The organism is Flavobacterium sp. T12S277 (genome assembly GCF_048514875.1).
Taxonomy (GTDB): Bacteria; Bacteroidota; Bacteroidia; order Flavobacteriales; family Flavobacteriaceae; genus Flavobacterium.
On the sequence record NZ_JBLYEG010000002.1, the window covers coordinates 185,018 to 201,103 of the forward strand.

12 protein-coding genes are annotated in these 16,086 nt (G+C 36.8%); 6 read left to right on the forward strand and 6 right to left on the reverse strand.

Annotation, left to right across the window (positions count from 1 at the left end; genetic code table 11):
• Positions 1-15: 15 nt before the first annotated feature.
• The 3 genes from glmS to ACN1CN_RS05010 are packed head-to-tail and all read right to left on the reverse strand — an operon-like array spanning position 16 to position 4,324.
• Positions 16-1,866, reverse strand: coding sequence for a glutamine--fructose-6-phosphate transaminase (isomerizing) (glmS, locus tag ACN1CN_RS05000; RefSeq protein WP_419134868.1), 1,851 nt, complete (start codon positions 1,864-1,866; stop codon positions 16-18).
• 10 nt (positions 1,867-1,876) lie between these two features.
• On the reverse strand, positions 1,877-3,496 hold the full coding sequence (locus tag ACN1CN_RS05005; protein WP_419134869.1) for a DUF4270 domain-containing protein: 1,620 nt from the start codon (positions 3,494-3,496) through the stop codon (positions 1,877-1,879).
• Positions 3,497-3,517: 21 nt separating this feature from the next.
• Entirely contained in the window at positions 3,518-4,324 is an 807-nt protein-coding gene (locus ACN1CN_RS05010; RefSeq protein ID WP_264525674.1) for a glycogen/starch synthase, read from the reverse strand.
• Between the two features lie 78 nt (positions 4,325-4,402).
• Here ACN1CN_RS05010 and panC point away from each other — a divergent pair, with 78 nt between their 5' ends.
• The 5 genes from panC (at position 4,403) to ACN1CN_RS05035 (ending at position 10,473) form a co-directional block, all read left to right on the forward strand.
• Positions 4,403-5,281, forward strand: coding sequence for a pantoate--beta-alanine ligase (gene panC, locus ACN1CN_RS05015; protein ID WP_419134870.1), 879 nt, complete (start codon positions 4,403-4,405; stop codon positions 5,279-5,281).
• Between the two features lie 14 nt (positions 5,282-5,295).
• Positions 5,296-5,646 carry an aspartate 1-decarboxylase gene (gene panD / locus ACN1CN_RS05020; protein ID WP_017495920.1) on the forward strand — a complete coding sequence of 117 codons (351 nt, stop codon included), beginning with the start codon at positions 5,296-5,298 and terminating at the stop codon, positions 5,644-5,646.
• A gap of 329 nt (positions 5,647-5,975) precedes the next feature.
• The gene (locus ACN1CN_RS05025; RefSeq protein WP_419134871.1) at positions 5,976-7,130 is read left to right on the forward strand and encodes an alpha/beta hydrolase; all 1,155 of its coding nucleotides are present in this window, start codon (positions 5,976-5,978) and stop codon (positions 7,128-7,130) included.
• A complete protein-coding gene (gene radA / locus ACN1CN_RS05030; protein WP_264525677.1) occupies positions 7,130-8,491 on the forward strand; it encodes a DNA repair protein RadA in 1,362 nt (453 codons plus the stop codon). The genes ACN1CN_RS05025 and radA overlap by 1 nt, the downstream gene beginning before the upstream one ends.
• A gap of 17 nt (positions 8,492-8,508) precedes the next feature.
• Positions 8,509-10,473, forward strand: coding sequence for a transglycosylase domain-containing protein (locus ACN1CN_RS05035; protein ID WP_419134872.1), 1,965 nt, complete (start codon positions 8,509-8,511; stop codon positions 10,471-10,473).
• Positions 10,474-11,038: 565 nt separating this feature from the next.
• Here ACN1CN_RS05035 and ACN1CN_RS05040 read toward each other — a convergent pair.
• The 3 genes from ACN1CN_RS05040 to ACN1CN_RS05050 all read right to left on the reverse strand — a co-directional run bounded on the left by ACN1CN_RS05040 (position 11,039) and on the right by ACN1CN_RS05050 (position 14,151).
• The gene (locus ACN1CN_RS05040; RefSeq protein WP_419134873.1) at positions 11,039-12,076 is read right to left on the reverse strand and encodes an NADP(H)-dependent aldo-keto reductase; all 1,038 of its coding nucleotides are present in this window, start codon (positions 12,074-12,076) and stop codon (positions 11,039-11,041) included.
• Positions 12,077-12,335: 259 nt separating this feature from the next.
• Entirely contained in the window at positions 12,336-13,280 is a 945-nt protein-coding gene (locus ACN1CN_RS05045) for an OmpA family protein (protein WP_419134874.1), read from the reverse strand.
• A 109-nt stretch (positions 13,281-13,389) separates the two neighbouring features.
• Positions 13,390-14,151, reverse strand: a complete 762-nt coding sequence (locus tag ACN1CN_RS05050; protein WP_264525681.1) for an exodeoxyribonuclease III — start codon at positions 14,149-14,151, stop codon at positions 13,390-13,392.
• Between the two features lie 118 nt (positions 14,152-14,269).
• On the opposite strand from ACN1CN_RS05050, the gene ACN1CN_RS05055 reads away from it, so the two are divergent.
• On the forward strand, positions 14,270-16,072 hold the full coding sequence (locus tag ACN1CN_RS05055; protein ID WP_264525682.1) for a lysophospholipid acyltransferase family protein: 1,803 nt from the start codon (positions 14,270-14,272) through the stop codon (positions 16,070-16,072).
• Positions 16,073-16,086 lie beyond the last annotated feature (14 nt).

Genomic DNA, 16,086 nt, shown 5'->3' on the forward strand with positions numbered 1-16,086 from the left:
ATTTTAAATAAGAATCTATTCTACCGTAACCGATTTTGCCAGATTACGAGGCTGATCTACGTTACATCCTCTCATTACTGCGATGTAGTATGAAAGCAATTGTAAAGGTATTGTTGTGATCAGCGGAGATAATGCATCTGAAGTCTCAGGGATCTCAATTACATAATCAGCTAACTCACGAACCTGTGTATCCCCTTTGGTAACCACCGCAATGATTTTACCACTTCTAGATTTGATTTCCTGAATGTTACTTACAATTTTATCGTAATGACCTTGTTTAGGTGCAATAACGATAACTGGCATGTGCTCGTCAATCAAAGCGATTGGTCCGTGCTTCATTTCGGCAGCAGGATAACCTTCAGCATGGATATAAGAGATCTCCTTTAATTTCAATGCTCCTTCCAACGCTACCGGGAAATTATAACCACGTCCTAAGTACAAACAATTTGGCGCATCTTTAAATGCTGCCGCAATTTCTTTTGCTCTGTCGTTAGTCTCTAGAGCTTCCGCTACTTTTTCCGGAATAATCTCTAACTCCTGCAAATAGGTATGAAAATCAGTGTTTGATAACGTTCCTTTTGCTTTACCCAATCGCAATGCGATCATGGTTAAAACTGTAATTTGAGTTGTAAATGCTTTTGTAGAAGCCACTCCAATTTCTGGTCCTGCGTGTGTGTAAGCACCAGCATGACTTTCTCTTGAAATAGAAGAACCTACTACATTACAAACTCCAAAAACAAAGGCACCGTTTTCTTTTGCCAATTTAATCGCCGCCATAGTATCAGCTGTCTCTCCCGATTGAGAGATCGCGATTACTACGTCATCTTTGTTGATAATTGGATTACGATATCTAAACTCTGAAGCATATTCTACTTCGACAGGAATTCTCGTAAACTCCTCAAAAATGTACTCTGCTACTAAACCTGCATGCCAAGAAGTACCACAAGCAACGATCAAAATTCGTTTTGCATTAAGGAATTTCTCTAAGTTATCCTCAACACCAGCCATCTGAACGATTCCTTCATTTGCATGAAGTCTTCCTCTGTACGTGTCTTTTATAACACTTGGCTGCTCGTAAATTTCTTTTAGCATGAAGTGATCATACCCTCCTTTTTCAATTTGCTCCAGGTTCATCTGAAGCTGCTGAATATAAGGATCTACTAAAGAGTCGTCTTTAATTTTTCTAACTTTAAGTGGCTTATGCAATCTGATGTTTGCCATTTCACCATCTTCAAGATAGATCGCATTTGAAGTGTACTCAATAAAAGGCGAAGCATCAGAAGCAATAAAATATTCTCCTTCTCCAACACCAATTGCCAATGGACTACCCAATCTGGCTGCTACAATTTCATTTGGGTTCTTTTTATCAAAAACAGCAATTGCATAAGCTCCTACTACCTGATTTAAGGCAATCTGAACTGCTTTACCCAACTTCAAACCTTCATTTTTCTGAACTTCTTCAATTAAGTTCACTAAAACTTCAGTATCTGTATCTGATTTAAAAGTATAACCTCTCTTTACTAATTCTTCTTTAAGCGGTGCATAATTCTCAATAATTCCATTGTGAATAATAACCAATTCTCCTGAATTAGAAAGATGCGGGTGCGAATTTACATCATTTGGAACTCCGTGAGTTGCCCAACGCGTATGTCCAATTCCTATGCTTCCGGTTGCATTTAAGTTCTCTTTGGCTTTAACCTCAAGATCCGAAACTTTACCTTTTGTTTTACAAAGTTTTACACCAGATTCGGCGTCATACAACATAACACCGGCACTATCATATCCTCTGTATTCAAGTCGCTTTAATCCTTTGATTACAATAGGATAAGCCTCTCGATGACCGATATATCCAACAATTCCACACATATATTAATTATTAATTTGGTTTCGTGTAGTAAATTTCAAGCTGTAATTTTTTCCCTGTAGGAATAGTTGCGCTTGAAGTACCTCCAAATAATACCGTCCCTAGCGGGCTGATTACTGAAGCTCTTGGTGCTTCTGAGATAACGCTGTTTTTTAGTTTTAATTTGTTAGAAGCAATTATACTCGCATCACCTGTCACCACCAAACCTAATTTTACGTTTTTCACAGTTGCATTCTTAATGATATTACGAATGTGATTCGTTAATCTAATTTTATAAGTTGTTCCTCTTTTTGTAGTAGGGTCCAAACTCAAAATACCGCTATATACTGCTTTAGTCAATAGTGGGTTAGATGATGCAGCATCAGCCAGATAATCGGCGATAGGCACATTGTCATCCAAATTATACAAATAAATTCGTTTAGGCTCGTAAGTTCCTGCCATTTTATCTGTATCTATAGAAAAAACCAAATTAGCCTCATTGACCAACCAGTTCTTCGATCTGATTTCACTCAGTTTAGCACCAAACCCACTAAGTTCCAGTACTGCCAGTGATCCTTGTCCTCCTTTTAAATAAAGTCTGTCGTCTCCTGTTTTATTATTTGGATTGGCTATTGCATTAGCATAAGCAGGATCTTTAGCCTCCTTAAGCAAAGCTGCCGATGCACCTGTTAACTTAATGATTAAGGTTTTATCCTCCATTGTAGTTTCAGGATCTGTCGTAATAGCCGTTTTTGCTTTATATTTAATTGTAATTTTTCCGTTTGTTGCAAAATTCAGCAAAGCCATATTAGCCGGACTGCTGCCAGAACGTTCTACTTTAAAATACAACCCTCTGAAATACTCCTGAAAAACATCAGCAGAAGCAAGTTTTGCCGCTGGAGCTTTTAAAATTTTATCTGCAAAAAAGGCTTTATTCAGGTTCAAACGCATTTCGGGAGCAACTTTTGTACTTGTTACTTTTCCGGTTGTCGGGTCAGTAGTGTCGTCTGTAATCTCACTTGCATCAAAGAAAAACTCTTCATTCTGTGCTACTTTAGGGTCATCGTTTAACGCTTTACCTGTAGCCACATACGGTTTTTTAGATTTATCAAAATTGATATAACTGTCTACACCAGTATCCGTATCCATGTCCGTATTGTACAATTGTAAAAACTGTGCTCCTCCGTCAAAGTAAGAGCTGCGCATTTGAACACCAGACTCGTAAACACCTAATTTAATTTTTCCATTAGAAGCTCCGTAAATAGAATCTAACACAAAAGTTCGGCTTCCATCAGTATTCGTAGTCTTCACATGGTTATAATAAGGAACACTTAATACTACACTAACTATTTCAGGTGCATCACCAATAGTTGGTGCATAGGTTTCTAAATTAACCTGAGTAGCAAAACTGGCAGTTGTACTACCAAAAACTGTATTATCGTAAACACCTAAACCATAATTTGCCGCCCCATTTGATTGAATTGGCGTTACTTCCTGATTATAAGCTAAAACTTCATATTTTTCAGATTCCAGTCCAAAATGATCATCTCCGATCAAACCATCACCAATCGCATTAAAATCTTTATCGCAAGAATATAAAAGGACAACTGTTGCAACTAATAGTATTTTCTTAATAAAAGAAGTATTGTACATGTTTAATAATAAAGTTAAAATTTAAAGACCCATTGTTTTGTAGAAATTTGTATACGCTTCAGCGAATGCATCTTTCGTGGCGAAAGGTAAAAAAGGTTTTCCTGAAGATTCTATAAATTTTGTTAAACTTGGAGATACATTCTCAGAAGCTATAATTACAGCATCTGAATGCAATATACTGGCTTTTAGGATATTTTCGTAATTTGGTATTTCCAAATCAGCAACTGATTCATGCGGAACTCCGTCAAATTTCACTTTATTAATCATCTCCAGATCCAGATTCTCGTCAAAAGATTGTCCGTAAACAGAGGTTACAATTTTAGTTTCAGAAAATAAAGCCTCATTTTTATAATAGTGCTTCATGTAAATAGGTAACATCGAAGCCAGCCAACCGTGAACGTGGATAATATCCGGAACCCAGTTTAGTTTTTTTACTGTTTCAACAACTCCTTTTGCAAAAAAGATGGCTCTTTCATCATTATCAGGATACAAAACCCCTTCTTCATCGGCAAAAGTTGCTTTTCGCTTAAAATATTCATCATTATCAATAAAGTAAACCTGAATTCTTTCTTTCGGGATTGAAGCAACTTTAATAATCAATGGCATATCTAAGTCATTCACTACCAAGTTCATTCCTGAAAGTCTAATTACTTCGTGTAACTGGTGTCTTCTCTCGTTAATATTTCCATATCTTGGCATGAAAATTCTTATCTGACCTCCTTGATCGTTAATCATTTTTGGAACGTCATAAGACATTAAAGAAACCTCATTTTCAGCCAAATAAGGCACGACTTCAGATGATACATATAATATCCTCTTATCTTTCATAATAGTATTTTACTTAATTTTTGGTAATAAAAACGTTGCAAAATTACAAAATTTTATGCAGTTATTAACTAATATATTATGTTTGCACTAAATTTTAATAATACTGCCATGCATATTTTCTACGGTAAAGTAGCCTTGATAGCCTATTTAAAAACTATCAAAACCGCAAATTCTACTATCGGATTTGTACCTACTATGGGCGCTTTACACCAAGGGCATCTGGCTTTAATGCAAAGATCGCTTAAAGAAAATGACGATACCGTTGTGAGTATTTTTGTGAACCCAACCCAGTTCAATAACCCTGAAGATCTTGAAAAATATCCGCGTACTTTAGAAGAGGACGTGAAGAAAATGAGAGGTTTAAGCGACAAAATGATTCTTTACGCTCCTACCGTTGATGACATTTATGAAGGTCATACCATCTCTGAGGATTTTGATTTCGATGGTTTGGAAAACCAGATGGAAGGAAAATTCAGACCAGGTCATTTTAACGGAGTCGGAACTATCGTAAAACGTTTGTTTGAAATCGTTACTCCAACTAATGCATACTTTGGTGAAAAAGATTTTCAGCAATTGCAGATCGTTAAAAAAATGGTCGAAAAAAATCATTTACCGGTAAATGTTGTCGGCTGTCCTATCTTCAGAGAAGACAATCAACTCGCAATGAGCTCCAGAAATGAGCGACTAAGTCCGGAAGAGCGAAAAGAGGCTTCTATCATTTACAGGGTGCTGACCGAAGCAAAAGAAATATTTGAGAAGGGCACTCCCGAAGAAACCATCCAATTTGTAGAAAATTCTTTCAAAGACAACGAAAGATTTGAACTCGAATATTTCGTCATCGCTGACGAATCCACATTATTACCTATAGAACACAAAAGCAACGACAAAAATTACCGTGCCTTTATAGCGGTATTTGTTAATTCTATAAGGTTGATTGACACCATTTCATTAAATTAATTTACCTTTGCACCATGCAAATTCAAGTTATAAAATCTAAAATTCATCGAGTAAAAGTAACCGGAGCTGATTTAAATTACATTGGCAGCATTACTATTGATGAGACTTTACTAGAAGCTTCAAACATCATTGAAGGCGAAAAAGTAGCAATTGTAAACATCAATAATGGCGAACGTTTTGAAACTTACGCGATCAAAGGAGAGAAAAATTCAGGAGAAATAACCCTGAACGGACCTGCTGCCAGAAAAGTTCAAAAAGACGACATTATCATTATCATATCTTATGCAACCCTGGAGTTTGAAGAAGCTAAAACTTTCAAACCATGGATCATTTTTCCGAATGAAAATGATAATTCGCTAACCTAATCTTTCCTTTTACACTTTATTTCGATTTAGTTTGATCAATATTTTTTGATACAAACCGTATTCTATTGGCCTAAATTCAATATCGCCTTCTATTTAACAAAAATACATTCCAGGAGTAGAAATAGAGTTAAATAAAAAAACATACTTCTTTCCTACAGAGGCATATGTGTATTGAAACAAAGTAGAAAGCTTTTTCAGGAATACACCATCTATGTCACTATCTGTTAAAATGAATTCGCCCCAACGAATTACAATACTAAAAAAGCAAATAAAATGTTATATTGCTACACTATTACAATACTTTTTAACTCACTGAAATGCCCCCACTCATGAAAAAAGTTTACCTACTTATTACCTTCATTTCGATTTCTGTCTTTTCGCAGAAAAAATTTGACAACATTAAATCCGAAAAGCTCGGAGAAGAACGAAGAATAACAATCGGCCTTCCGGAGTCTTACGAAGCCAATCCCGATAAAAAATATCCTGTTTTGTATTTACTCGATGGTGATTATTTATTCGATCCTTTCTCCGGTGCTATAAGCTATGGTACCTATTGGGGAGATTTGCCTGAGATGATTGTTATTGGTGTTCATCAAAATAAAAACGACGAACGCGAAGACGATACGACTATTGATCAGAATACAGGACTCCCTTTTGAAAAAGGAGCCAGTTTTTTTGAGTTTGTTGGTGCCGAATTAGTGCCTTACATTGAAAAGAAATACCGCACATCGCCTTTCAGAATTATTGCCGGTCATGATGTAACAGCTAGTTTCATTAATTTTTATCTGTACAAAGAACAACCTCTTTTTAATGCTTACATTGCTTTTAGTCCTGAACTTGCCAATAAAATGGAAGTTAGAATCCCCGAAAAACTAGCTAAAGCTACGGAGCCTTTGTTTTACTACCTGTCTGCAGCCGACGGAGACAATAAAAAGATCAAAGAACCTATCGAAAAATTAGACAGCAATATTAAAATTGCCAATAATCCGTTAGTAAATTATAAATACGATTTGTTTAAAGGCACTACGCATTATACTCAGGTTTTACATGCAATTCCGAGTGCCTTATATCAGATTTTCGATGTTTACAAACCTATTAATTCTTCTGAATACAACAATAAAATTGCTGTTTTGGAAACTGGATATGCGGACTATTTAGAGAACAAATACAACACCATGTCTAAAGTTCTGGGAGTTCAGATTCCGGTGAGAATGAGTGATTTTAAAGTAATCGAAAACCTTATTCTAAAAAAGAACGCTTATGATGAATTAGGCAAAATGGCTGAAATTGGAAATGTAAATTACCCAAAAGCCATGCTGGGAGAATATGAATTAGGATTGATGTACGAGAAAATGGGTGACCCAAAAAGAGCTTCTAAAAAATACCAAAATGCTTCTCAAATGGAACCAATTGGTGATTTAAATAAAGATTTGATGTACGAGAAAATGGACCAGATGAATGCACTTGCAAAAACCACCAAATAATGTCAAAAGTTAAAACTTCTTTTTTTTGCCAAAACTGCGGAACTCAATATGCCAAATGGCAAGGGCAATGCAATGCCTGCAAAGAATGGAATACTATTGCCGAGGAAATTATTCAGAAGCAGGAAAAAGTAGCCTGGAAAAGCGAACCTACTTCAAACGGTAAAGCGCCGCGTCCTTTAAAAATTAATGAAATTGATTCGGCACAGGAGATTCGAATGAATACTACTGATGGCGAGTTGAACCGTGTTTTGGGTGGTGGAATTGTTCCCGGATCCCTGACGCTATTGGGAGGTGAACCCGGTATTGGAAAGAGTACACTTTTGCTACAAATTTCACTAAAACTACCCTACAAAACCCTATACGTTTCCGGTGAAGAAAGTCAGAAGCAAATCAAAATGCGCGCAGAGAGAATCACGCCCAACAGCGATAATTGCTACATTTTGACGGAAACCAAAACACAAAATATTTTCAAACAAATTGAGGCCATAGAACCTGAAATCGTAATCATCGATTCGATTCAGACTTTACACACCGATTATATTGAATCAACCGCGGGAAGTATTTCTCAAATCAGGGAAACAACTGCCGAACTGATCAAATTTGCCAAAGAAACCAACATTCCGGTTATTTTAATTGGGCATATTACCAAAGACGGAAATATTGCCGGACCTAAAATTCTGGAACATATGGTCGATACTGTTTTGCAGTTTGAAGGCGACCGAAATCATGTGTACCGAATTTTGCGTTCGTTAAAAAATCGTTTTGGATCTACTGCCGAACTCGGAATTTATGAAATGTTGGGCAGTGGCTTACGCGAAGTATCCAATCCTTCAGAGATTTTGATTTCGCATAAAGACGAGGAATTATCCGGAACCGCCATCGCCACCACACTTGAAGGCATGCGTCCTTTGATGATCGAAATACAATCACTGGTGAGCACTGCAGTTTACGGAACTCCGCAACGAAGCACTACGGGCTACAATGCCAAAAGACTAAACATGATTCTGGCAGTTCTGGAAAAAAGAGCCGGATTTCGCTTAGGCGCCAAAGACGTCTTTCTGAATGTTACAGGCGGAATTTCTGTTGATGATCCTGCTATTGATTTAGCCGTTGTTGCCGCTATTTTATCTTCCAATGAAGACATTCCGGTAACAAAAGGGTTCTGTTTTGCAGGTGAAGTTGGACTCTCGGGAGAGATTCGTCCGGTAAATCGCGTCGACCAGCGTATTCAGGAAGCCGAAAAACTTGGATTCACCACTATCTTTGTATCCAAATACAATAAAATTGCGTTAAAAAATATAGGAATCAAAATTGAATTAGTGGCTAAAATCGAAGATGTGGCCAGTATTCTTTTTGGTTAATTTTTATCAACCTACCTATGAAATTCCCAAAACAAAAAATAATAAAAGCACTTGTGATACTAGCCTTGGTATTGGTAGTGCTTTTTTTAGGATTTTACTTTTTCCGTGATTCGCTTCTCAAACAAGCCATCGCCAAGGTGACGAACAAAATGAACACGGAGTACAACAGTACATTTTCTGTAAAATCGGCTTCATTTGACGGCTTATCCGGTATAAAACTGACCAACGTAATTCTCGTTCCAAAAAACGCTGATACGCTTTGTCATATTGAAAAAATAGAAACCAGCATCAGTTTAGCCAATTTATTGATTGGCGATGTTCAAATTGGAACTTTAAAAATCAACAACGGCTATATCCAACTGGTGAAAAAAGGAGATGTTCGTAATTTTGACGCGTTCTTAAAAAAGGACAAATCAGATTCAGACAAAAATGAAAAGCGCAAATATGCCACTTTTGCCTATCGTATCATTTCGAAACTGCTCAATCTGGTTCCGACGGATATGAAGCTCGAGAATTTAAATTTCAGAATCGACGACAATGGCAAAAAGACGTCTGTTGCCATCAATAAACTGGTTCTCGAAAACAAACAACTTGAGACCAATCTTCATGTTCAAAGCAAAGATTTTGATCAGCGCTGGAACATCAAAGGTTTTGCCGACCCAAGAAATAAAAAAGCAGACATTCGTTTTTTTAATCTGGATACCGGAGCAATCCGTGTTCCGTACTTAGACGAACGTTACAATTTAAAAGCCAGCTTTGACTCGATCCGACTAAATGTTCAGAATATCGAAAAAGACGGCAGTGAGTTACACCTTGACGGTTACACCTCTATCACGAACTTAAAAATCAATCATCCGAAAATTGCCAGTAAGGATGTTGTGATCAAAAATGCCCGTTTTGATTATCGTTTCTTACTGGGAGATAGTTTTATATCGATCGACAGCACTTCGACTATGCAATTGAACAAAATAAAACTGCATCCTTATGTTTCGTACGACACCGAAAAAGATACGGTTTATACTTTAAAAGTAAACATTCCAAAAATGCAGGCGCAAAACTTTATTGTTTCACTGCCTGAAGGTCTGTTCACTCATTTTGAAGGAATGGAAGCCGCCGGAAGTTTTGACTACAAACTCGATTTCAAATTCAACAAAAACAAACCAAACACCTTAGTTTTTGATAGTAAATTAAACAAAGAAGGTTTAAAAATCACGAAATACGGGGAAGCTGATCTTAACAAATTAAATGGCGAGTTTGTTTATCGTGCCATTATACAAAATGTACTGCAGCGCCCGGTTTTAGTTGGAAATGCAAACCCCAACTATACTCCTTTAGATCAGATTTCTCCTTATTTGCGAAAGTGTGTTTTAACGACGGAAGATCCTTCGTTCTTCTCACACCGCGGTTTTATCAATGAGGCTTTTAAACAATCTATTTTAAAAAATATCCGAACCAAAAAATTCTCACGCGGTGCCAGTACCATTAGCATGCAGCTCATCAAGAACGTTTTCCTGACGAGAGAAAAAACACTTTCACGCAAACTTGAAGAGATTTTACTGGTTTATATTCTGGAAAACAACAGAGTGGTAAGCAAGGAAAGAATGCTGGAAGTTTATTTCAACATTATTGAATGGGGGCCAAATGTGTACGGAATTGGCGAAGCAAGTCATTTTTACTTCCAGAAGAGTCCTGCCAATTTGAATGTTGACGAATGCCTGTACTTAGCTACAATTATTCCGAAACCCAGAAAATTCATGTATCAGTTTAATGATCAAGGCAATTTAAGGGATTATGCATTGAAAAATCAAAAATTCCTGAAAAATTTAATGTTCCGAAGAGGTTTGCTGGTTCCTGAAGATACTCTTGGACAATTACCCGTTTACATTTCAGGAAATGCACGTTCCCTGATAAGGATTAAAGCTCCGGATTCTACAGCGGTGAAGAATGATTCTTTGGCTATTGAGGATGAGTTTGATTTATAAAAACACGGATTTCACGAAGCAACCCTATTTTTTGTTCTGAAATCGTTTTTACTTTTCATAAAAAATTCCACAAACTAACACTGTCTTCAATCGGTGTTAGTTTGTGGAATTTGTGTTTAAATCAGTGGCAGGAAAAATGAATTACAGAACCAATTCTACCTTACTTATCTCTTCTCTTTTATTCTTTAAAATAACTATTTTTAAAAAAGGATATAAGGCCGTAACCTATAACTATTGCATAACAGCATAAACTCAGAAACAAAAAGACGTTATTATACCGATCATCCATTTCTAATGCTTTGCAAACAAAAAACACAACCAATGAAAGTGTTCCAATTATTCGTGAAAGCAACCTTAGCCGTTTCGTATTTAGTTCCATACTGACAAAAAATTAATGTTTACTGGTAGCTTTTGCTTGCCCTATCCACTTATAAGATATTACACACAAATATATAGATTAAAGATATAAAAACACTACGCAAACAAGTATCAATAAAAATTCCACAAACTTTCACAGACTATATCTGCATCAATTTGTGGAATTTGTGTTTTATCTGAGAGCTGATTAAGGTGCCGGATCCGGAATTATTGCCTGAACAGCATTTATTTCGGCTACAATTTCGCTTGACAATACGACATCAATAGTGTCAATATTTTCTTTTAACTGCTCCATATTTGTAGCTCCAATAATTGCACTGGTTAAAAATGGCTGTTGCAGCACAAATCCCATTGCCAATTGAGTCAATGTCAGGCCATGTTTCTTTGCAATTTCCTGATATAACTTTGTAGCTTGTGTACTTTGCTCGCTATTGTAACGTGTGTACTGCGGGAAAAGATTGATTCTGGCATTTGGATGTGCCTCACCCGTTAAAAACTTACCCGTTAAAACTCCAAAAGCTAAGGGAGAATAGGCCAGCAATCCCACATTTTCGTACTTCGAAACTTCGGCAGAGCCTACCTCAAAAAGTCGGTTCAACAAGCTATACGGGTTTTGAACAGTTTTGATCCTTGGCAGGTTATGGTATTTACTTTCTTCCAAAAAGCGCATCATCCCCCAGGCATTTTCATTTGAAACTCCAATGTGTTTTATTTTTCCTTCTTTGATCAGGCCGTCGAATGTTTCTAATACTTCTCTGAAATTATCTTCCCACGCATCGTCATGACCATTAAAAGAACGCTGTCCAAAACAATTGGTTTTACGCTCCGGCCAATGCATTTGATACAAATCGATATAATCGGTCTGTAGACGTTTTAAGCTGTTTTCTAAAGCATATTTGATACTCGCTGGTGAAAAATCACCCTTTTCACGCATATAGGTAAAAGCCGGGTTTGGCCCCGCAATTTTAGTCGCCAATACCACTTTGTCGCGGTTTCCCGATTTCTTGAACCAGGTTCCTATTATTTTCTCTGTACTTCCGTAAGTTTCTTCACGTGCCGGAACCGAATACATTTCGGCAGTATCAAAAAAATTAACACCTCTGTCAAGTGCGTAATCCATTTGCTGATGCCCTTCGGCCTCTGTATTCTGTTGCCCGAAAGTCATTGTTCCGAGGTTTATTTTACTAACTTTTATGTCGGTATGGGGTAAAGTTGTGTATTTCATACTTTTTAAGTTGCTAAGTCCCTGAGGGGCTAAGGTTCTAAGTTTTTCTTTAAAATTCTAATAATTCAAAGATACGATGCTATTTCTCAAATAGAAATTTGACAAAAGTTAAAAAAATTACAAGATTTCTTTAAGCTTCTGAAACACGGAGTCACCAAAATTATATACAGCTACTCTCGTAACTAAAGAAGGTTCAAAGTAAAACTTTGAACCTTCTCATAAAAATCTTAGAAACTTAGCCCCTCAGAACCTTAGCGTATTAGTTAATACTATTAAGCATCTCCGCGATTTCGTCTAATCTTGGTGTTAAGATGATCTCGATTCTGCGGTTTTTAGCCTTTCCTTCAGGAGTGGTGTTACTTGCTAATGGAGAAAATTCGCTACGCCCAGCTGCTGTTAATTTTTGCTTGTTGATTTTAGCGTTTTCACTTAAAATGTTTACGATTGCGGTAGCTCTCTTAGTCGACAAATCCCAGTTATTTGCAATTGGTCCTGAACCTGCGTACGGATCATCATCCGTATGTCCTTCAATTAAAACCGAAAGATCAGGATTATCGCCCAGAACCTTACCCAATTCAACAACTGCCTTTCTACCTTCGGTACCAACAGCCCAGCTTCCTGAATTGAACAACAATTTGTTCTCCATAGAAACGTATACTTTTCCGTTTTTCTGTTCTACAGTCAGACCTTTTCCTTCAAAACCGTTTAAAGCTTTAGACAATGTCTCTTTCAATTTACGCATGGCCTCTTCTTTTGCAGCGATCATTGCTTCCAATTCGTTCAGGCGGTTTGCTGTTTTATCCAGACGAGCTTGTTCTTCTGCTAATTTTTTAGATTTCGCCTCCAATTGTGCCAACAGTTCACGGTTTTTAGCCATATTGCTTTCTAAAGCATCGTTACTGTTTTTCTCTAAAGCATTATAAGAATCCTGAAGTACTTTATATTTTTTCTGCTGAGCAGCCAGATCCGCTTTTTGTTTTTCAAGATCTGTTTTGGTTGCGTTTAAATCTTTTGTTAAAGCATCACGGTCCAGTTCTAACTGATTTTTTGATTTTTGTAAACTCTCATTTTCATCAGCAATTGAACGGTTTTCTTTTTTCAGATCCGAATATTTGGTTTCAAGATCGTTGTAAATTTTCTTAGACACACAAGAAGTCATAGACATTGCTACGACCAATAGTCCGATAGAGCTCTTTTTAATCATTTTTTGTTTTATTTGGAGGGCATTAATACTAATGTTTAAATTTAATAGCGATGACAATGGCAATGTTTAAATTTAAACAGCAATTCATTCAACAATAACAATACCACTTTTACTCGATTTCGACTAAAACCGGGCAATGATCTGAATGAACGGCATCCGGAAGAATCACAGCTCTTTTTAACCTGTGTCCCATAGAATCACTTACCAGATTATAGTCAATACGCCAGCCTTTGTTGTTTCCTCGGGCTCCTGCGCGGTAGCTCCACCACGAATAATGGTGCGGATCTTTATTAAAATGACGGAAACTGTCTATAAAACCAGACTTCATAAATCCATCCAGCCATGCACGTTCAGCAGGTAAAAAACCCGAAACGGTTTTGTTGCGAACAGGATCATGAATATCAATAGCTTCATGGCAAATGTTATAATCACCACAAATGATCAGATTCGGAATCGTTTGTTTTAACTCATTAATATAGGTTTGAAAGTCATCCATAAACATAAATTTATGATCTAATCTTTCAATATTAGTTCCTGATGGTAAGTACAAACTCATTACAGAGCAGTCATCAAAATCGGCACGAAGGTTACGCCCCTCAAAGTCCATATGCTGAATTCCGGTTCCGTAAACCACATTATTGGGTTTTGTTTTAGACAAGATGGCAACACCACTATATCCTTTTTTAGTTGCCGGATAATAATATTGGTACGGATAACCTGCGGCAGTAATATCGTCTACCGGAATTTGCTCCTGGGTAGCTTTTATTTCCTGAAGACAAATCACATCAGGATTCGCTTGTTGCAGCCATTCGATAAAGCCTTTGGTAATTGCGGCACGTATTCCGTTTACATTATAAGAAATAATTTTCATCAGCGTTTTTTTTAGGATTTCAAATGTAATAAAAAAGTGGAAAGTTTGCATTTGAAACAGCGAAAAGTAGAGTTTTTTGTTATCTTTGTTCGCTGCTCTAATAAATTAAAAATAGTACATGGGTTTAGTTACCGCGAAAGAAGTTGCAAAAGCGATAAATGTTGATAAGTACGGAGTTTTGGGTACTTTTTCGGGCTGGATTCTTATGAAAGTTCTTAAGATATCTACCCTTAATAAAATTTACGATCACAATAAGCATTTAGAAGATGTTGCATTCTTAAACGGAATTTTAGATGAGATGGAAATCAAATTTGAAATTCCCGAAGAAGATTTAAAACGTTTACCGAAAGATGGCGCCTATATTACCATTTCCAATCACCCTCTGGGTGGAATTGATGGTATTTTGCTTTTAAAATTGATGCTTGAAAGAGAACCCAATTTTAAGATCATTGCCAACTTTTTACTGCATAGAATTGTTCCGCTAAAAAAATACATCATGCCTGTCAATCCTTTTGAGAATCATAAGGATGCCAAGTCAAGTGTGGTAGGAATTAAAGAAACCTTACGTCATTTAAGTGACGGAAAACCACTTGGGATTTTCCCGGCCGGAGAAGTTTCGACTTACAAAGACGGAAAACTGGTGGTAGACAAACCATGGGAAGAAGGCGCTTTGAAATTAATTCGAAAAGCCAAAGTTCCGGTTATCCCTATTTATTTCCATGCCAAAAACAGTAAGTTGTTTTATTGGCTTTCTAAGATTGACGATACTTTGCGTACTGCAAAATTACCATCGGAGTTGCTAACGCAAAAAGATCGTGTTATTAAAGTCCGTATTGGAAAACCAATCTCAGTAAACGAGCAAAACGAAATCGAGTCCTTTGAAGACTACTCTGAGTTTTTAAGAAAGAAAACCTATATGCTGGCCAATCCTTTTGAGAAAGACAGCAAATTGTTAGACACCGCAAGCTTAAAAATCCCGAAAGCACCTAAAAAAATTGCAACACCGGCAAATGAATCCAAAATGATTGACGAAGTCAATGCATTAAGAGACAGCGATTGCAGGTTATTGCAAAGTAAAAACTACGAAGTATTTTTTGCCCGTGCCAAGTCGATCCCGAATATCTTACACGAAATTGGACGTTTGCGCGAAATCACTTTCCGTGAAGTAGGTGAAGGAACGAATGAATCTATTGACTTAGATCAGTACGACCAATACTACCACCATATGTTTTTGTGGGACGATGAAACCAAAAAAATCGCAGGTGCTTATCGTATGGGATTGGGTTCAGAAATCTATCCAAAACATGGTATTGAAGGTTTTTACCTAACCGATCTTTTCAGATTTGAGCCGGAATTACACGATATGATGCATAAATCGATCGAAATGGGTCGTGCTTTTATCATCAAAGAATACCAGCAAAAACCAATGCCTTTGTTCCTGTTGTGGAAAGGAATTATTCATACCACCTTACGTTATCCGGAACATAAGTACCTTCTTGGTGGTGTAAGTATCAGCAATCAATTTTCTGACTTCTCAAAATCATTGATGATTGAGTTCATGAAGTCGAACTATTACGATCCTTACATTGCACAGTATATTCACCCGAAAAAGGCCTACAAAGTAAAATTAAAAGACGCTGATAAAGACTTTATCTTCGACGAAGCAGAATCTGATTTGAACAAGTTTGATAAGATTATTGACGAACTGGAGCCTGGAAACTTACGTTTGCCTGTTTTAATCAAGAAGTATATCAAGCAGAATGCCCGTGTAGTTGCTTTTAACGTTGATCCTTTGTTCAACAATGCGGTAGACGGTTTAATGTACATTAGAATAGCAGATATTCCTGAAAGCACAATGAAACCTGTTATTGAAGAATTTCAAATAGAATTGGAACGCAAATTATCGGAGAAAGAAGATTAATTGCATCACCTATA